This window comes from Parafannyhessea umbonata, from assembly GCF_012844235.1.
Lineage (GTDB): Bacteria > Actinomycetota > Coriobacteriia > Coriobacteriales > Atopobiaceae > Parafannyhessea.
In genome coordinates this window covers 19,245-36,816 of record NZ_JABAGR010000003.1, presented here as the reverse complement: position 1 = coordinate 36,816, position 17,572 = coordinate 19,245, and the positions used below count along the sequence as shown (strand labels likewise).

The window sequence follows — 17,572 nt, the reverse complement described above, 5'->3', positions numbered from 1 at the left end:
TTTCGCGAGCGCTCGTGGCGCGGGCGCCGTCCGCGCGTGCCGTCACAGACAGCATATGCCAACTTGCGGGGCTATGCCTCCCACACCGGCACGCCGCCGACGTACGTGGCGACGGTCGCGACGTCCTGGATGCGCTCCGGGTCCGCGGTGACGAGGTCCGTGTCCAGCACCACGAAGTCCGCGAGCTTGCCCGCGGCGAGCGTGCCGAGCTCGTGCTCGCGGCCTACGAGGCGCGCGCTGCCGCGGGTGTACGCGTCGATCGCGCGCGGCATGGATATGCGCTCCTGGGGAAGCCAGCCGCCGGACGGCTGGTTGGTCTGCGGCACCTCGCGCGTGACGGCGCAGCTGAGCACCTGCATCGCGCTGTCGGGCACGCACGGCGAGTCCGTGCCGAACGCCATGGTGACGCCCGCGCGGGCGTAGCTTGCAAACGGCCACATGAACGACGCGCGCTCCGGGCCCAGGTCGCGCTCCGGCTGCGTCACGTCTATCACCACGTGCTGCGGCTGGACGGACGCGACGAGGTCGATCCTGGCCATGGCCTCCACGTCCGCGGGGGTGAGGTTCTCGATGTGCTCTATCGCGTTCATGCCCTGGCGCGGGCGGCCGTACGTGCGGCGCGCCTCCGCGAAGATGTCGATGGCGGTGCTGACGGCCCTGTCGCCTATGGTGTGGATGCGCGTGGCGATGCCGCGGCGCGCGGCCTCCATCACATAGGAGCGCATGACCTCCGCATCGACGGTGGGCCTGCCGCAGTCGCCCGGGAAGTACGGGTTCGCGTACGGCTCGTGCAGCCACGCCGTGTGCGCGCTCGAGATGCCGTCGAAGAACTGCTTCGTGCCCGGGACCCGCACCATCTTGCCCCGAAACTCTGCCTGCAGGCTCTCTACGCGCTCGAACGTTCCGACGTTCTGCGGGTACAGGTGCACGCGCATGGGAACCTGCCCCGCGTCCAGCAGCTCGCGGTAGATGTCGTCGTACACGAAGTCCGTGCCCGGGATGGCGCAGAGCGCCATGTCGCACACGCTCGTGATGCCCTGCGAGAGGCTCATGCGGAAGTAGTCGCGGTACGCGTCGAGCACGCCCTGCCGAGGCAGGCTCGCGAACACCTTCGACACGTAGTACATGCCGGCCGCCTCGTGGATGACGCCGGTGAGGTGGCCGTCTTCGTCGCGGTCGAAGAAGCCGCCCGCCGGCGGAACGGTGTCGTCCGTGATGCCGAGCTCCCGAAGGCCGCGCGTGTTGACCCACAGCGTGTGGAGGTCTCCCTCGTACATGCAGACCGGACGGTCCGGGAACGCCTCGTCGAGCGAGGCGCGCGTCGGCGGTACGGGCGGGTCCCAGAGCGCGGAGCGGAAGCCCTGGCCCAGGAGCCAGCCGTCGCCGGGGTGGTCCGCCGCAAACTCCCGCAGCCTGCGGACGCAGTCCTTCTCGCTCGTGCCCGCGTACGAGAGCGCGAGGTCGCTGCGGAAGAGCGACGTGTGGAACACGTGCTGGTGCGCGTCGTGGAAGCCGGGGCAGATGAACGCGTCGCCGAAGTCGCGCACGGGCACGCCCTCCGGCACGACGTGGGCCAGGTGCTCCGGCGACGCGACCGCGCGGATGGTGTCGCCCTCGATCACGAGGGCGGCGCGGACGTCCGGGCTCCCCTGCCCCAGGAAGACGTGGTTTGACATAGCGACGCTCAGAGAACCCATGGGCCCTTGACCTCCTACGTGTGAGTGCGGCGCGGAGGACGCCGTGGCAAGACGGCACCCGCACGCGCCTACGGCAGCGTCCCTACAGCAGCGCCTGCTGTATGAGGCGCACGAAGAACCTGATGCCCTGCAGGTACGCGCGGCGCGTGATGCGCTCGTTCGTACCGTGCACGCCGCGTTCCACCTCGTCCGCGTCCGCGACGAAGGGCGAGAAGCGCAGGCAGCTGTCGCAGACGCACTCGTACATGCTCGCGTCCGTCGCGCCGGTCTGGAGCGACGGCACGAGCGGCAGCGGCGAGCCGTCGCCCGGCTCCGCGAAGTAGCGCGACGCCGCCTCCTGGAGCGCGGCGAAGCCTTCGCCGTCCGCGCGCGACGTGCCGGACGGGTCGTTGCACACGTCCGCCTTGAGCTCCACCTCGACGCCGAGGCCGTCCACGAGCTCGCGGACGCGCTCCTCCACCTGCGCCACCGTCGTGCCGGGCAGGATGCGGAAGTTGATGGTGGCGCTCATGTCCTGCGGCATGACGTTGGGCTGGCGGGACGACCCCTCGATCATGGTGGGCGCGACCGTGGTGGTGACGAACGGGAACAGGCTCGGGTCCCGATAGAAGACGTCCGCGATCTCTTGCGCGTGGGCGTCGATGGACGCGCGGCCGCCCGAGACGAGCCGCGCGAGCGGGCCCTCCGTCACGTACGGCGCGATCGCGGCGAGCATCGTGCGGTCGACCTCGATGAGCTCGGCCGGCCAGGGGCTGCTCGCCACGCGGTCGATCGCCTTCGCGAGGTGTGCGAGCGACGTGCCGCCATAGGGGTTGGACGAGTGCCCGCCCGCACTCCGGACGACGAGGCGGACGTCGGCGTAGCCCTTCTCGGCAAGGCCGACCGTCATGCAGTGGCGCCCGGGCGCGCCAAGGTGCGCGAGGTCCGTCACGAGGTAGTCGCCCTCGTCCACCACGAAGTGCAGGCGCACGCCGCGCCTTGCGAGGAGCCTCCCCATGGCGCGGGCGCCGGACTGGAGGGTCTCCTCGTCCTGCCCCAGGCACAGCATGAGCGTGCGGCGGAACTCCCACCCGTGGCGCAGCGCGTATTCCACGGCCTCGAGCACGCCCATGACCTGGTCCTTCATGTCAAGGGCGCCACGGCCCCACACGTACGTGTCGTCCATGCGGCCGTCGAAGGCGCCATGCTCCCAGTCGTCCTCCGTCCCGGGGACGACGGGCACCACGTCCATGTGGCCCATGAACATGACGGGGTCGAGGCCGGCGTCCCGCCCGTGGAGCGTGAGCATGAGCGAGTGGTCGACCTTCTCGACCTCCGCCGCCTCGAACACGTACGGGAAGGACCTGCGGAAGAACTCGCCCAGCTCGTCGAAGGCAGACCAGTCCGTCGCATCGTGCGAGGGACCGTCCACCGTCGCGATTGAGAGCGCCTGCGCAAGGCGGGAGCACACGGCGGCCTCGTTGAGGTCCGCGTAGTCGCCCTCGTGCGAGAAGAACTGCCATACGGACGCCATGCGCTATGCCTCCCGCACCTCTGCCGGCTTGTCCTCCAGGTAGCGCGAGAGGAACTCGCGGGTGCGGGGCATGCGCGGGTTCGTGAAGATCTGCTGCGGGTCGCCCTGCTCCGCGATGACGCCCTGGTCCATGAAGACCACCTTGTCCGAGACGTTCTTCGCGAACTCCATCTCGTGCGTGACGACGACCATGGTCATGCCGTCCTTCGCGAGGTCGCGCATGACGCTCAAGACCTCGCCCACGATCTCTGGGTCGAGGGCGGAGGTGGGCTCGTCGAACAGCATGAGGTCGGGCCTCATGCACAGGGCGCGCGCAATGGCGACGCGCTGCTTCTGGCCGCCGGAAAGCGACGTGACCGGGGACTTCGCGAAGTCCGCGAGGCCGACCTCCGCAAGGTGGCGCATCGCCTCGGCCTCGGCGTCGGCCTTGCCCATCTTCTTCAGCGTGACGGGCGCGAGCGTGCAGTTCTGGAGCACGTTGAGGTTGTTGAACAGGTTGAATCCCTGGAAGACCATGCCGATCTTCTCGCGCAGCCTGTTGACGTCCACGTGCTCCGCCGCGAGGTCCTGGCCGTGGAACCACACGTGGCCGGAATCGGGCGTCTCGAGCAGGTTGATGCAGCGCAGCAGCGTCGACTTGCCGGAGCCCGACGCGCCGATGATGGTGACGACCTCGCCCGGCATGACGTCGAAGTCGATGTTCTTGAGGACGACGTGGTCGCCGAAGCTCTTGCGCAGGCCCCCGATCCTGATGACGGGCTCGGTGCCCGCGGTGTTGCTTGCTGCCATGGCCTACATGCCTCCCCTGTGCTGGGTCTGTGCGGACTCGATTTCGGTCTTGATGGTCTGGCTCGCGCTGCCGGCGACGCCCGTGGTGACCTTGACCTCGGACGACGACAGCGCCGGCCCCATGGCAGGGGCGTCCAGGCGGACGGCGAGCATGGAGAGGAGCTTCGACGCGATCATGGTGAGAACGAGGTAGCACACGGCCGCCGCGGTGTAGGTCTCGAGCTGGCGGTAGTAGATGCCGGCGACGGTGGTCGTGGCGAACATGAGGTCGAACACGCCGATGACCGAGAGGACCGAGGAGTCCTTGATGTTGATGACGAGCTCGTTGGACAGCGCCGGGATGGAGTTCTTGATGCCCTGCGGGAAGACGACCTTGCTCATGGCCTGCCACTGCGAGAGGCCGAGCGAGCGCGCCGCCTCCGTCTGGCCGGGGTCGACGGCCTCGATGCCGCCGCGCAGGACCTCCATCATGTACGCGGTGGAGTTGAGCGATATGGTGACGAGGCCGGCGACGAACGTGGACCACACGGCGCGGATCTCGTTCGTGCTCATGCCGGAGCCGGAAAGCACCGCGAACCCGGCGAAGTAGATGATGAGCGACTGCACCATCATGGGCGTGCCGCGGACCACGGCGGAGTACACCTTGGCGAACCCGCAGCCGACGACCTTGAGGAAGCGCACGAAGTCGTTGTCCGGGCGGTCAACCTGCTGCAGGCGCAGGAACACCAGCAGAAGCGCGAGGAAGAACGCGATGACGGTGCCGAACACGGCAAGCTCGATGGTGGTGGCGATGCCGCGCGCGAAGATGCCGCGACCCTTGTACACCATGTACACCATGGCGCTGAGGAAGTCCTTGGGGTTGGAGTTGGACGAGACGGCGCCCTGCACCACGGACACGAAGCCCATGACGGCGCGGTCGAGGAAGAGCACGGCCGAGAAGAGCCAGACGACGTAGGAGCACAGACGCTCGGCACGCCGGGCCGCCGGCTTCGCGAACGGCGACGTCTGGGCGTAGTCGCGCCACCTGACGAGCTTCGTTACGAGCGCGACCGCCGACACGACGAGCCACGCGAGCAGCACGTAGTACATGACGACCTCGAGCGCGTACACGGGCGCCAGGAAGCTGAGCGCCGAGCGCGGCTGCATCGAGAGCCACATGCCAAGCGCGGCGACGACGCTCGTCCCCAGAAGGACGTAGCGGTGGTCTTCTAGCAGGAAGCTGCCAAGACGGCCCCTGCCCTTCTCCTTTGGGGTGCCTTTCGCACCTTGGGCTGTGCTCATGCGCACGACCTCCTTGCGACTAATGCGTGATGCGTGCCCCCCGCCACGCAGCTGCGGGCGGGAGGGCACGCTCTTCTCTACCTAGAAACGCGATGCGCGATGCGGCACGGCCTACGACGGCTGGCGCTCGACGGCGGCGTCGAACATCTTGGTGCGGGTGTCCTGGTCGACGGCCGCAAGCGCCTTGTTGATCTTCGCGAGGACCTTCTTCTGGCCCTTGGCGACGCCGACGTTGGCCGGGACGGTCTCCTTGAAGCCCTTGCCCTTCTCGAACTGGATGGCGACGAGGTCGGGGTTGGCGCGCAGGAACCCGTTGGTGTTCTCGGTGTTGTAGGTGATGGCGTCGCAGGTGCCCTGGTCGAGCTGGGACAGCTGGTTGGGCACGGAGTCGACCGGCGTGAGGTGGTTGACGTTGGGGATCTCGTCGATGACGGTGTCGAGCAGGGTGTCCTTCTGGCCGAGGACCGCGGCGCCGGAGAAGTCCTCCAGCGACTTCGCGTTGGCGTACTTGGAGCCCTTCTTCACGAGGAGGCCGAAGCCGCCCACGAAGTACGGCTTGGAGAAGTCGATGGACTGCCTGCGCTCCTTCGTGGCGGACATGCCGGCGATGATCACGTCGATCTGGCCGTTGTTGAGGGCGTCGATCAGGCCGGAGAAGCTCATCTTGACGGCGACGGGCTTCATGCCGAGCGCCTTGCCGACGACCTTCGCGAACTGGACGTCGTAGCCGTCCGCGTACGCGCCGTCCACGTTCTCGATGGGAATGGTGTACTCGGACTTCTGCGTGGTCTGCCAGTTGTACGGGGCGTATGCGGCCTCCATGCCGACGCGCAGGGTCTTGCCGTCGCCGAGGACGCCGCTGTCGGACTTGGAGGAGGAAGAGGAGGACTTGTCGGAGGTGCCCTGCGCGGCGGGGCCGCACGCGGTGAGGAAGGTGAGGCCGGCTGCGGTGATGGCCGTCATGCCGGAGACCTTCAGGAAGCCACGGCGGGAGAGCTGCCTTGCGGCGTCGCGTCCCGACGTGTTCGTTTGCGGATTGATTAGCTCGAAATCGTGCTTCTGGGTCATGGTGTTCCTCGATTCCCTTGGCAAGCTGTGAAAAGACCCCTTCCGCGCAACGCAACCGGAGGGGACCCATTCCCCTCCCCCTTGCAACTTAATGCGAGAAAGCTACGTGCACACTGAAACCATACGCCGTTTGGCGGCGCGACGCCACCCCACGGGCCAGCGGTAACAACAGCGTAACCGGCCGGCATGCAAAACGTCGCAGGTCGACCGGTCATAAATTACTTTTGCGTTTTCCTTGCGCCGCGCTACGCCTTGCGCGGCCACGGGCCGCTCACCACGGGCTTCTCGCCCGAGGACCAGCAGCCGAGCTTGGCGTTGGGGTTGGCATCGAGCGAGAGGTCCGCGAACTGGCCGGCGCGATAGTTCCTGAGCGCCGCCACGGCGATCATGGCGCCGTTGTCGCCGCAGACCACCATGGGCGGCACGGTGACGCGCACGCCGCGACGGCCGAACTTGCGACGGTACTCCGCGCGGAGCTCCGGGTTCGCCGCGACGCCGCCGCCGACGCAGAAGTCCGCGACGCCCGTCTCGTCCACGGCGGCCATCGCCTTCGACACCTGGACGTCGATGACGGCGGCCTCGAACGACGCGGCAAGGTCCGGCAGGTTGATGGGGCGGCCGGCCTTGTTCTCGCCCTCGATGTACGTGATGACGGCCGTCTTTAGGCCGGAGAGGCTGAAGCGGTAGTCGTGGCTGTGCATCATGGCGCGCGGGAAGTGGATGGCCTTCTTGTTGCCCTTGGCCGCGAGCTTCGAGATGACGGGGCCTCCGGGGTAGCCGAGGCCGAGCGCCTTCGCCACCTTGTCGAACGCCTCGCCGACGGCGTCGTCGATCGTGGCGCCGAGGACCTGGTAGTCGCCCCAGTCGCGCACGTGGACGAGCATGGTGTTGCCGCCGGACACGAGGCTCGCCACGAACGGCGGCGTGAGGTCCGGGGTCTCGAACAGGTTCGCGAGCAGGTGTCCCTCGAGGTGGTTCACGGCCGTGAGCGGAAGTCCCGTCGCGGCGCAGAGCCCCTTGGCGAACGCGACGCCCACGACGAGGGCGCCCACGAGGCCGGGACCCGCCGTGACGCCGACGCAGGACAGGTCGCGCGGCGTGAGCGTGTCGCAGCCAAAGTGGCGGCCGGCCTGGGCCATGGCCTCCTCGAACACGCCGACGATCGCCTCGACGTGCTTGCGTGACGCGATCTCGGGCACGACGCCGCCGAAGCGCGCGTGGAAGTCGATCGACGTGGCGACGACGTTTGCGCAGATCTCGCCATGCGAGTTGATGACAGCCATCGCGGTCTCGTCGCACGACGACTCGATCGAGAGCACGAGGTCGCCCGCGGCAGCGAGGCGCTCGCGCACCCGTGCGTCGCGCTCCCCCACCTGGATGGGCCACGGCCTTATGGAGGCCGACGGCTCCACGTGGTCGAGCGTGTGCTCCGCGTCCGCCGCGAGCGGCAGCGCCACCTTGAGGATGAGCGCGTCGTGCCCCTCGCCGTAGTACGCGCGGCGGCGCCCGGCCTCCCTGAAGCCGAGGGAGGCGTACGCGGCCCGCGCGGGCGCGTTCTTCTCGTCCACCTCGAGCGACGCCGTTGCGGCGTTCAGAACGTGGGCGTCGTAGCAGATGCGCGACACGAGGCGGGAGGCGATGCCCTGGCGGCGCCTGTCGCGCGCGACGACGACGTCCGTCACCTCGAAGTCGTCGCCCGCGAGCTGGCCGCCCGCGAAGCCGATGATGGTGCCGAGGTCGTGCGCGACCCACCAGCTGCGACCGGGCTGCGAGAGCTCGTCGTAGAACATGCGCTCGCTCCACGGCGTGTGGGCGGCGCCCGCGTAGGACTCGCTCTCGAGCGCCGCGACGGCCGGCAGGTCGTTCACGGACATGGGGCGCAGCTGCAGGTGCCTGTCCGCCAGCGCGTCGTCCACGCCGGTGACCTCGACGCTCGCGGGGGCCTTGAGGCCCAGGCGCTTGCGCTCGTTCTCCTCCGCATCAGAGAGGCGCGTGTAGATGGGCAGCACCAGGGCCGGGTCGCCGCTGCCACGCGCGGCCGACGCCGCCCAGGCACGTGCGAGGCCCTGCGCCGTGGGGTGCCACAGCGACTCGTCCAGCACGCGCGCGAGGCCGGCCGCCTCGAAGCGGTCGCGGTACTTCTTCAGGCCGTCGCCCGCAAGCGCGAGCTCGGCTGCGTCCGTGCGGGCCGCGAGCTCGCGAACGGCGTCGTCTGCCCTCACGACGCGCTCCGCGTCGAACGTGCGGTGCGCGCCCGCGTCGTCCAGCAGGTAGACGCCGGGGTAGACCTCGCCGCGCATCGCGTCGTCCACCACGGCCAGAAGCCCGCGCTCGCCGGCGGACCACGCGCCCCACGCCACGGCGTCCAGGGTCGACGCGCCGTACAGCGCCTTGCCCAGGCCGCACGCGAGCCCCTTTGCCGTCGCGATGCCTATGCGCACGCCCGTGAACGAGCCGGGGCCGCGGCCCACGAGCACGGCGTCCACATCGGCCATCGCAAGGCCCGCCTGGGACAGGCAGTCCAGCGCCGTGTTCACGAGCTGCTCGTTCGCGTGGCGGCGGCACAGGTGGTCGCCCGAGGCGAGCACGTCCACGCCGCGGGCGCCGTCCGCCTGCGGGGCTACGCGCGCCACGGCGCAGGCGAGCATGTCGGTGGAGGTGTCGACGGCAAGGACCGTGAGGTCGCCGTTGCCGGTGACGTCGCTGGTGGCGCTGTCTGTCTGCATGTGCACTCTTTCCCGGGGCGTCGCGCGCCCCCTTGTCAGTCAGTTCCCGAGCTCGGCGTCGAGCCGGTCGAGCAGCTCTTCTCCCCTGGCGTTGCGCGGCACGAGCCTGATGCCGCGCGGCGGCTCCTGACCGCCGGCGACCTCGTCGTCCAGGCGCGACACGAACACGTCCACGCGGTCGTCGCCGATCTCGCGCGAGAACTGCTCGCCCCACTCGATGAGGCACGGCCCGTCCGCGCCGAGCACGTCGAACAGCCCCGTGTCCTCAAGCTGGTCCGCGCTGTCCAGGCGGTACAGGTCGAAGTGGTACAGCGGCATGCGCGAGCCCTCGTACACCATCTCTATGGTGAACGTGGGGCTCGTCACGTCGTCCGTCACGCCCATGCCGCGCGCGACGCCCTTGGTGAGCTGCGTCTTCCCGGCGCCGAGGTCGCCGGTCAGCACCAGCACGTCCGTGGGACGAAGCACGCGTCCCAGCACCTCGCCCAGGCCTATGGTCTCTTCCGCGGAGGTCGAGAAGAACTCGCCCCTGCCGCGCCTTGCCGCAATCTGGCCCATGGTCACTCCTTGCTTCCGGCATCTTGGTCCGCCCGCGCCGCGGGGTGCTCCCGCAGCCACGCGCCCACCATGGCGATGTCCTGCTCCAAGAGCGGCTGCCACTGCTCGTGGTACAGGCAGGCCGCCGGGTGGAACGTGGGCACCACCGCGAAGTGCCCCGTCTGGTACACGTGCCCGCGCAGGTGCGTGACGCCCTTGTCCGTGCGCAGCACGAACTGCGTGGCGAAGTTGCCCAAGCACACTAGGACGTCCGGCCACACGCTGCGGATCTGCTCGCGCAGAAACGGCGAGCACGCCTCTATCTCCTCCGGCCGCGGGTTGCGGTTCGACGGCGGGCGGCACTTGATCACGTTCGCGATGTACACCTGGTCGCGCGTGAGGCCTGCGAGCGAGAGCAGCGAGTCCAGGTTGTGGCCCGCCGCGCCCACGAACGGCTCGCCCTGCAGGTCCTCGTTCCTGCCCGGCCCCTCGCCTATGAACATGACGCGGGCATGCGGGTCGCCCACGCCAAACACGATGTTCGTGCGGGTCTGGGCCAGAGGGCACAGGCGGCAGTCTCCCAGCACGTCCCTGATCTCCTGCAGCGACACCTCGCCCGGCCGCTGGTGCTCGTGGCCGGGAATCCGCATAACCGGCATCCGTGCCCCCTAGACGTAGATCCTGTCGAGACGCTCGCTGAAGTTGCAGACGACCTCGTAGTTGATCGTGTCGCGGCGCGCCGCGAGCTCGTCCGCCGTGATCTCCTCGTCGCCGTCGCGGCCCATGATCGTCACGATGTCGCCGCGCTGCACCGGCTGCGCCGGGTGGTACGCGCGCACGCTGTTGACGTCCACCGCAAACATGAACTGGTCCATGCAGATGCGGCCCACCTGGCGGGCGCGCGCCCCGTTCACGATCACGTCCATGTTGTTCGACAGGCTTCGCGCGAGGCCGTCGGCGTAGCCAATAGGCACGGTCGCGATCTGGATGCTCGGCTTCGACACGCGGTACGTCAGGCCGTAGCCCACGCCCTCGCCCACGGCGGGGTTCGCCACGCGCGTCACGCGGCCGCGCACGCTCATCGCGGGCGTCAGGCTAATGCGTGGCGCCGTCGTCTCCGCGGGCTGCAGGCCGTACAGGCCAATGCCCACGCGGCACATGCCGTAGTGGTACTCGGGGTGCAGCACGGTGCCCGGCGTGTTGTCGCAGTGCGCGAGCCCAACCTCGAGCCCGGCCTGGCGAAGCGCGCCCACCGTGTCCGCGAAGCGCTGCGCCTGCTGCTTGAAGTCCCAGTCGCCTATCACGTCCGCCGTGGCGAAGTGCGTGAAGGTACCGGCGCACTCCAGTCCGCGGTGGAAGTCGATCATGTGGCGAAACTCCACGGCGTCCTGCGGCATCACGCCGATGCGCGACATGCCGGTGTCCACGGCCAGGTGGTAGCGGCCCACCTTGCCCAGCGCCACGGCGCGCTCGCCGTACGCGAGCGCGAAGTCGCTGTCGTACACCGCTGGCATGATGTCGTACTCCAGAAGGTCGTCCAGGCTCTCCAGCGGCGACTCATTCAGCATCAGGATCGGCTCCGCGATGCCACCGCGGCGCAGCTCGATGCCCTCGTCCACCGTCGCGACGGCAAACTGGTCCGCACCGGCCTGGCGCATGACCTTCGCGCACTCAACGGCTCCGTGTCCGTACGCGTCCGCCTTCACGGCGCACATCATCTTGACGCCCGGCTCCAGGAGCGCCTTGAACGCCCTCGTGTTCTTGCGGATGGCCGCAAGGCTCACCTCGACCCACGCCCACCTGTTCTTGGGATACGTAACTGGCATCTGTCCTCCACCTATTCCGCTCCGCCGGAGTCGGGGAAGGTCATCTGCTCCTCAAGAGCGTCCTCGGCAAGCCCCAGCGCATCGATAATGTCGCGTGCCATCGCGCCGCGAGACCCAAAGCGCTCCGCGGCGATGGACCCCGCGTACCCGTGCACCTCGCACGCAAGAGAGCACAGCACGGGAATGTCCTCGTTGTCCACGTTCGACCGGGCGAGAAACGCCGCGATCACGCCCCCGAGCACATCCCCGGACCCGGCGGTCGCCAGGGCGGCGGGGCCGGGCTTCGGCAGCACGGCGACGTCCACGCCCACGCACGCCGTGGCGGAGCCCTTCGCGACGACGGTCAGCTCGGAGCCGCCGTCCGCCCACACGATGCGGCGAGCGGCCTCCATGGCCGCGGTGAGCGACGCGGGCGGCGTGTCCTCCAGCCCCACCAGGCGGCCAAGCTCCCTGCGGTGCGGCGTCAGCACGAGCGGCGCGGCGCGTCGCAGCAGCTCCGGGAACTCGTCGGCCCTGTTCGACGTCAGACGAGAGATGCAGTTCAGGCCATCCGCGTCGACCACCAGGGGAACCTTCGTCTCAAGGAGCCTCGACACCACGCCCACGGTGCCAGAGCTCACCCGCATGCCGGGGCCCACCAAGGTTGCCGTGCGCTTCTCGGCCAGCTCCGCCACGAGCTGGATCGCCTCACTCGAGAACGTGCCGTCCCTGCCCGCCGGCAGCGCCAGCACGGGAATCTCCATCATGCGCGCCTGGATGATGGGCGCCACGGGCTCGGGCACCGCAAGCGTCACGTAGCCGGCGCCGGCGCGCGCCGCCGCCATGGCCGCCATCATGGGCGCGCCGACGAAGCGCGTCGAGCCGCCCACCACCAGCACGGACCCGCGCGAGAACTTGTCGACGGCATTCGAGGCGGGCTCGAGCACGTCCACGTAGTCGTCCAGGTCCGCACGCCATGCCACGGGGTCGGCCTCTATGGCCAGGCGCTCCGTCTGCTCGGCCAGGGGCGCCACGATGATGGCGCCGCAGGCGTCGCGGCCGCTGTCGGAAAGCAGGCCGGGCTTCAGCACGAGCATCGTCACCGTGGTGTCCGCGATCACGCACTCGCTGTCCGCGAGGCCGGTCTGGGCGGAAAGCCCGCTCGGCACGTCCACGGAGAGCACGCGTGCGCCGGACGCGTTGATGCAGCCGATCCAGATGTCGAACGGGGCCCTGGGCGTGCCATGGAAGCCGGTGCCCAGCATGGCGTCCACCACGACGTCCGTGCCGGAGAGAAGTTCGACCACCTTGTCGCGCGGCGGGGCGACCACGATGTCGACGCCGGCCGCCTGCGCGCTCTTCGCGACGACGCGCGCGAGGTCCCCCTGGATGTCGTTCGGCTCGACGGGGCTCACGACGGTGACGGCGACGCCCTTGGCGTGGAGCGCCTCCGCGGCGACCCAGCCGTCGCCCCCGTTGTTTCCCAGGCCGCAGAAGACCGCGACGCTTCCCAGGTCGCCCATGCGGACGACCTCGCTCGCGGCCGCGGAACCCGCCCGGTGCATGAGCTCGGATATGCTTACGCCCACCTCCGTGAGCCCGGCTTCGACGCGCTTGACGTCTTCCACGTTCAGAACTGGCTGCATGTGCGCCTCACTCTCCCATCGAGCCCTCGAGCGGCAGCTCGTCTTCCCGGGGCTCCGCGGGACCATCTTCCCCAAGCGTATCCATTATGCCGTCCTGGAGCCGCTCGAGCTCGTCGATTATCGACTTTGCCTCCTTGAACGAGGCCTGGAGCTCCCTCTTCGGGTCCGGGCCCTCGTCCGCGTGCGGCCGGACGTCGTCCGTCATGGCGACGGCGTTCGCCACCGCGACCTCGTGCGTGCGCGAGAGCGACAGCACCACCTCGTCAATCCCCCGCCCGCGGGCCACCTCGGTCGCGCGTCCCGAGAGGATGGCGACCGGCCGGCCGCGCACGTCTCGTCCCACCGAGACGTCCCGCATGCCGATGCCCTCCGAGAAGCCCGTGCCCAGCGCCTTCACCACGGCCTCGCGCGCGGCGAAGCGCGCGGCGTAGTGCTCGGCCGGGCGCGCCGTCGAGTCGCAGTACGCGCGCTCGTCGTCCGTGAACACCCGCGCCGCGAAGCTGGGGTGCCTCGTCAGGGCGCGCTCCATCCTCGCGATCTCGAGCATGTCCACGCCTATGCCAACGCGCGCCACGGCCTACTCCACGGTGACGGACTTCGCAAGGTTACGCGGCTTGTCCACGTCGCAGCCGCGTGCGCGCGCCACGTAGCGGGCCAGCAGCTGCAGGTGCACCACGGCCACGAGCGGCACGATCCACTCCTCGGGGCACGGCGGAATCCACAGCACGTTCTCGCACAGCTTCGCCACGCGCTCGTCCCCGTCCGTCGCGACGGCCACGACGGTGGCGCCGCGCGCGATGGACTCCTCGATGTTGCTGACCGTCTTGTCGTGCACGTGGTCCGCCGGCACGATGGCGACCACGGGGAACCCCGGCTCGAGGAGCGCGATGGGGCCGTGCTTCATCTCGCCGGCGGGATACGCCTCCGCGTGCAGGTAGCTGATCTCCTTCAGCTTCAGCGCGCCCTCGTACGCGGTGGTCGAGTTCACGCCGCGTCCCAGGAACAGCGCGGACTTCGCGTTGCGGAACACGCGCGCGGCCTGCTTGTCCTGCCACCTGCGACGGATGACCTCCTCCATGAGGGAGGGCACCTGCTCCAGGCTCGCGAAGTGGCCGCGCACCTCGTCCTCGCCCATGCTCCCGTTCGCAAGGGCAAGGCGCAGGGCGAGAAGGGCGGACGCCACCATCTGGGCGGTGTACGCCTTCGTGGAGGCGACGCAGACCTCGGGACCGGCCTGGATGTACATCGTGCCGTCCGACTCGCGCGCGGCCGAGGAGCCGAGGACGTTCGTGATCGCGAACACCTTGCAGCCGAGCGCCTTCATCCTCCTGGCGGCGGTCAGCGTGTCCGCCGTCTCGCCGGACTGGGTGATGATGACGCAGAGGGTGTGGTCGGTGACGAGCGGCTCCTTGTAGTTCAGCTCGGAGGCGTACTCGCAGAACACGGGGATCTTCGCCCAGTCCTGCACCAGCTCGCGGGCGATGAGGCTCACGTGGTACGACGTGCCGCACGCGACCATGTACACCCGGTCGATCGCGGCGAGGTCGTCGTTGCTCATGGACAGCTCGTCCAGCTCGACGCCGTGCTTGCCCAGGCGGTCCTTCAGCAGGCGCGAGATGGCGGCCGGCTGCTCCGCGATCTCCTTCGCCATGAAGTCGGAGTAGCCACCGAGCGTCGCGGCGGAGGCGTCCCAGTCGATGTCGAGCGCCTTCGGGTGCTCGACGACGTTGCCCTCGCGGTCGACTATGTCGATGGATCCGTCCTCGTGCAGCGTGGCGATGTCATAGTCGTCAAGCTGCAGGCAGTGCGACGTCGCCCTCGCAAGCGGCATGACGTCCGACGCCGCATAGGCGCCGTCCTTGGTGGACGCCACGACGAGGGGCGACGCCTTTCTCGTCACGACGACCTCGCCAGGGCAGTCGGCGCAGACGACGCCGAGCGCCCAGGAGCCCTCGAGCCTGTCGCACGCGTAACGGACGGCAGACGCGAGGTCGCCCCTCGCGGGACCGCGCCACGCGTCCTCGACCAGGTGTGCCACGACCTCGGTGTCCGTGTCGCTCTTGAAGTTGTGGCCCTCCGCCATGAGCTGGCGCCTCAGGGCCTCGTAGTTCTCGATGATGCCGTTGTGGACGACGGCGATGCGGCCGTCGCAGCTCGTGTGCGGGTGGGCGTTGCGGTCTGTCGGGGCGCCGTGCGTCGCCCAGCGCGTGTGGCCGATTCCCGTGGAACCGACGAGGTTCGCCGCGTCGCAGCGCTCCTTCAGGGCGGCGACGCGCCCGGCCACCTTCACGAGGTGGAGGTTGTCGTCCGGCGAGAGCACGGCGACGCCCGCGGAGTCGTACCCGCGATACTCCAGGGTCTGCAGCCCATAGAGGAGGAAGTCGATTGCCTGGCCCTTACCGGTGTATCCTACGACACCACACATTTGGTTACCTCCTGTGTATGCGCCCAAGGCGCAGCATGCGTCCATGGTTAGGTGTCCATGGTACCAGCACTTGACACCGGCCCCGCGTGGCTCCCATAAAAGACACGGTGGCCAAACCCGCGGGCCACGAGTTGAAAACGCACACGCAAGGGGCGGGCGCCCCCCAAGTGGAGTCGTCCGCCCTTCTCGCCCGCGCAAAGACGCAGGTATGTTGCCTGTCGCTACTCCTTGTACGGCTCGAGCGCATCCAGCACGATCGCATCTGCCCTCTGGCAGAGCTCGTCGGTGGGAGCCTCCGCGAGCACGCGGATGAGGGGCTCGGTGCCGGACGCGCGCACGAGCACGCGGCCGTTGCCCTCGAGGAACTCCTCGGCGCGCCTGACCGCGGCCTGGATGTCCTCGGAAGCCATGACGGCGTCCTTGTCCTGCACGCGCACGTTGATGAGGAGCTGCGGGTACAGCTTGACGGGACGCGTGAGCTCGGAGAGCTTCTCGCGCTCCGCGCGCAGGACCTCCATCACGCGCAGCGACGTCATGATGCCGTCGCCGGTCTTCTCCAGGTCGCCGAAGATGATGTGCCCGGACTGCTCGCCCCCGAGGGTGTAGCCGTTCTCCATCATGCACGCCCACACGTTCTTGTCGCCGACGGCCGTGGAGACGTGGTCGATGCCCGCGGCCTCGAGCGCCTTGAAGAAGCCGAAGTTGGACATGACGGTGGGGACGACGGTATTCTTTGCGAGGCGGCCGTGCTTCGCGAGGTAGACGCCGCACACGTACATGATGAGGTCGCCGTCGACCACGTGGCCGCGCTCGTCCACCGCGATGCAGCGGTCCGCGTCACCGTCGTAGGCGAAGCCGACGTCGAGGCCGTTCTTCACCACGAAGTCCTGCAGCCTCTCGATGTGGGTGCTGCCGCAGTCCACGTTGATGTTGAAGCCGCTCGGGGCGTTGTTGATCACGTGGGTCTCGGCGCCCATCGCGTCGAACACCGGGCGCGCGACGGAGGACGCCGCGCCGTTCGCGCAGTCGAGGCCCACCTTCACGCCCTGCATGCTGAAGCCGCACGACGCGATGAGGTGCGCGATGTAGCGGTTGCGGCCCTGCATGTAGTCCACGGTGCAGCCGATGGCGTCGCCCGTGGCGAGCGGCACGTCGAGCTCGCCGTCGATGTAGGACTCGATCTGCTCGAGGACGTCCTCCTCCATCTTGTAGCCCTCGGTGTTCACGAGCTTGATGCCGTTGTCCGTGTAGGGGTTGTGCGACGCGGTGATCATGATGCCGCAGTCGAAGCCTCCGTCCGCGGTCTCGTACGCGAGGCCCGGCGTCGGGATGACGTGGAGCATGTACGCGTCCGCGCCGGACGCGACGAGTCCGGCGACGAGGGCGCTCTCGAACATGTAGCTGGAGCGCCTCGTGTCCTTGCCCAGGATGACGCGGGCCTTCTTCCCCACGCGGGCGCCGTAGTGCCAGCCGACGAAGCGGCCGATCTTGTACGCGTGTTCGACGTCCAGCCCCTCGTTGGCCACGCCGCGGAAACCGTCCGTACCAAAGTACTTCATAGCAGACCTCTCTCGTATGAGATGCGGCGCCCGGAGGTGTCGCCGTTGCCTACATCATCACTGTAACGAAAAAGGACCTGCCGACCAGAGTCGACAGGCCCTCCGTACGTGCATTGGAAGCCAGTGGGCCTTAGCGCTTGGAGAACTGCGGGCGCTTGCGGGCCTTCTTCAGGCCGTACTTCTTGCGCTCGACCGCGCGAGAGTCACGGGTGAGGAAGCCGGCCTTCTTGAGGTCGGCGCGGTACTCGCCAGCCTCGAGGAGGGCGCGGGCGATGCCCAGGCGAAGCGCACCGGACTGGCCGTTGATGCCGCCGCCATCGCAGTTGGCGAGGACGTCGAAGCGGTTAACGGTGTCCGTCACGCGGAACGGAGCGAGTGCGTTGTCAACGAGCTGCTGACGGCCAAAGTAGTTGAGGGCGTCGCGGCCATTGACGGTAACCTTGCCGGTGCCGGGAACGAGGCGAACGCGGGCGGTTGCCTCCTTGCGACGGCCGGTGCCGGTGTAAACAGCGGTGTTGTCAGCCAT

The 17,572-nt window shown here is 69.0% G+C and carries 14 protein-coding genes; all 14 read right to left on the bottom strand.

What is annotated here, in order from left to right; genetic code table 11:
• Nucleotides 1–71 precede the first annotated feature (71 nt).
• Nucleotides 72–1,697 carry an amidohydrolase gene (locus HF885_RS03790; protein WP_170103634.1) on the bottom strand — a complete coding sequence of 542 codons (1,626 nt, stop codon included), beginning with the start codon at nt 1,695–1,697 and terminating at the stop codon, nt 72–74.
• An 82-nt stretch (nt 1,698–1,779) separates the two neighbouring features.
• A complete protein-coding gene (locus HF885_RS03785) occupies nt 1,780–3,210 on the bottom strand; it encodes a M20/M25/M40 family metallo-hydrolase (protein ID WP_170103633.1) in 1,431 nt (476 codons plus the stop codon).
• A 3-nt stretch (nt 3,211–3,213) separates the two neighbouring features.
• A complete protein-coding gene (locus HF885_RS03780) occupies nt 3,214–3,999 on the bottom strand; it encodes an amino acid ABC transporter ATP-binding protein (protein WP_170103632.1) in 786 nt (261 codons plus the stop codon).
• Between the two features lie 3 nt (nt 4,000–4,002).
• Nucleotides 4,003–5,280 carry an amino acid ABC transporter permease gene (locus tag HF885_RS03775; protein WP_170103631.1) on the bottom strand — a complete coding sequence of 426 codons (1,278 nt, stop codon included), beginning with the start codon at nt 5,278–5,280 and terminating at the stop codon, nt 4,003–4,005.
• A gap of 111 nt (nt 5,281–5,391) precedes the next feature.
• Nucleotides 5,392–6,348 (bottom strand): transporter substrate-binding domain-containing protein, encoded by a 957-nt coding sequence (locus HF885_RS03770; RefSeq protein WP_170103630.1) that lies wholly within the window; start codon nt 6,346–6,348, stop codon nt 5,392–5,394.
• A 245-nt stretch (nt 6,349–6,593) separates the two neighbouring features.
• Complete coding sequence (gene tsaD, locus HF885_RS03765; RefSeq protein WP_170103629.1) at nt 6,594–9,074, bottom strand: tRNA (adenosine(37)-N6)-threonylcarbamoyltransferase complex transferase subunit TsaD; 2,481 nt, start codon at nt 9,072–9,074, stop codon at nt 6,594–6,596.
• Nucleotides 9,075–9,113: 39 nt separating this feature from the next.
• On the bottom strand, nt 9,114–9,632 hold the full coding sequence (gene tsaE / locus HF885_RS03760) for a tRNA (adenosine(37)-N6)-threonylcarbamoyltransferase complex ATPase subunit type 1 TsaE (RefSeq protein WP_170103628.1): 519 nt from the start codon (nt 9,630–9,632) through the stop codon (nt 9,114–9,116).
• Between the two features lie 2 nt (nt 9,633–9,634).
• Nucleotides 9,635–10,270, bottom strand: a complete 636-nt coding sequence (locus HF885_RS03755) for a uracil-DNA glycosylase (RefSeq protein WP_170103627.1) — start codon at nt 10,268–10,270, stop codon at nt 9,635–9,637.
• 9 nt (nt 10,271–10,279) lie between these two features.
• Entirely contained in the window at nt 10,280–11,437 is a 1,158-nt protein-coding gene (alr, locus tag HF885_RS03750) for an alanine racemase (protein ID WP_170103626.1), read from the bottom strand.
• Nucleotides 11,438–11,448: 11 nt separating this feature from the next.
• Nucleotides 11,449–13,062: an NAD(P)H-hydrate dehydratase gene (locus HF885_RS03745; RefSeq protein ID WP_170103625.1), complete on the bottom strand. Its 1,614-nt coding sequence runs from the start codon at nt 13,060–13,062 to the stop codon at nt 11,449–11,451.
• A gap of 7 nt (nt 13,063–13,069) precedes the next feature.
• Nucleotides 13,070–13,636, bottom strand: coding sequence for a holo-ACP synthase (acpS, locus tag HF885_RS03740; RefSeq protein WP_170103624.1), 567 nt, complete (start codon nt 13,634–13,636; stop codon nt 13,070–13,072).
• Between the two features lie 3 nt (nt 13,637–13,639).
• Nucleotides 13,640–15,487, bottom strand: coding sequence for a glutamine--fructose-6-phosphate transaminase (isomerizing) (glmS, locus tag HF885_RS03735; RefSeq protein WP_170103623.1), 1,848 nt, complete (start codon nt 15,485–15,487; stop codon nt 13,640–13,642).
• A 221-nt stretch (nt 15,488–15,708) separates the two neighbouring features.
• Nucleotides 15,709–17,046 carry a phosphoglucosamine mutase gene (gene glmM / locus HF885_RS03730; RefSeq protein WP_170103622.1) on the bottom strand — a complete coding sequence of 446 codons (1,338 nt, stop codon included), beginning with the start codon at nt 17,044–17,046 and terminating at the stop codon, nt 15,709–15,711.
• A 130-nt stretch (nt 17,047–17,176) separates the two neighbouring features.
• Nucleotides 17,177–17,572, bottom strand: coding sequence for a 30S ribosomal protein S9 (gene rpsI / locus HF885_RS03725; RefSeq protein ID WP_090846833.1), 396 nt, complete (start codon nt 17,570–17,572; stop codon nt 17,177–17,179).

What these genes read in the sequence shown, in the direction of transcription:
- HF885_RS03770 (WP_170103630.1), bottom strand. Translation starts at nt 6,348, where the DNA reads ATGACCCAGAAGCACGATTTCGAGCTAATCAATCCGCAAACGAACACG.
- glmM (WP_170103622.1), bottom strand. Translation starts at nt 17,046, where the DNA reads ATGAAGTACTTTGGTACGGACGGTTTCCGCGGCGTGGCCAACGAGGGG.
- glmS (WP_170103623.1), bottom strand. Translation starts at nt 15,487, where the DNA reads ATGTGTGGTGTCGTAGGATACACCGGTAAGGGCCAGGCAATCGACTTC.
- tsaE (WP_170103628.1), bottom strand. Translation starts at nt 9,632, where the DNA reads ATGGGCCAGATTGCGGCAAGGCGCGGCAGGGGCGAGTTCTTCTCGACC.
- HF885_RS03775 (WP_170103631.1), bottom strand. Translation starts at nt 5,280, where the DNA reads ATGAGCACAGCCCAAGGTGCGAAAGGCACCCCAAAGGAGAAGGGCAGG.
- HF885_RS03785 (WP_170103633.1), bottom strand. Translation starts at nt 3,210, where the DNA reads ATGGCGTCCGTATGGCAGTTCTTCTCGCACGAGGGCGACTACGCGGAC.
- alr (WP_170103626.1), bottom strand. Translation starts at nt 11,437, where the DNA reads ATGCCAGTTACGTATCCCAAGAACAGGTGGGCGTGGGTCGAGGTGAGC.
- tsaD (WP_170103629.1), bottom strand. Translation starts at nt 9,074, where the DNA reads ATGCAGACAGACAGCGCCACCAGCGACGTCACCGGCAACGGCGACCTC.
- HF885_RS03745 (WP_170103625.1), bottom strand. Translation starts at nt 13,062, where the DNA reads ATGCAGCCAGTTCTGAACGTGGAAGACGTCAAGCGCGTCGAAGCCGGG.
- HF885_RS03780 (WP_170103632.1), bottom strand. Translation starts at nt 3,999, where the DNA reads ATGGCAGCAAGCAACACCGCGGGCACCGAGCCCGTCATCAGGATCGGG.
- rpsI (WP_090846833.1), bottom strand. Translation starts at nt 17,572, where the DNA reads ATGGCTGACAACACCGCTGTTTACACCGGCACCGGCCGTCGCAAGGAG.
- HF885_RS03755 (WP_170103627.1), bottom strand. Translation starts at nt 10,270, where the DNA reads ATGCCGGTTATGCGGATTCCCGGCCACGAGCACCAGCGGCCGGGCGAG.
- HF885_RS03790 (WP_170103634.1), bottom strand. Translation starts at nt 1,697, where the DNA reads ATGGGTTCTCTGAGCGTCGCTATGTCAAACCACGTCTTCCTGGGGCAG.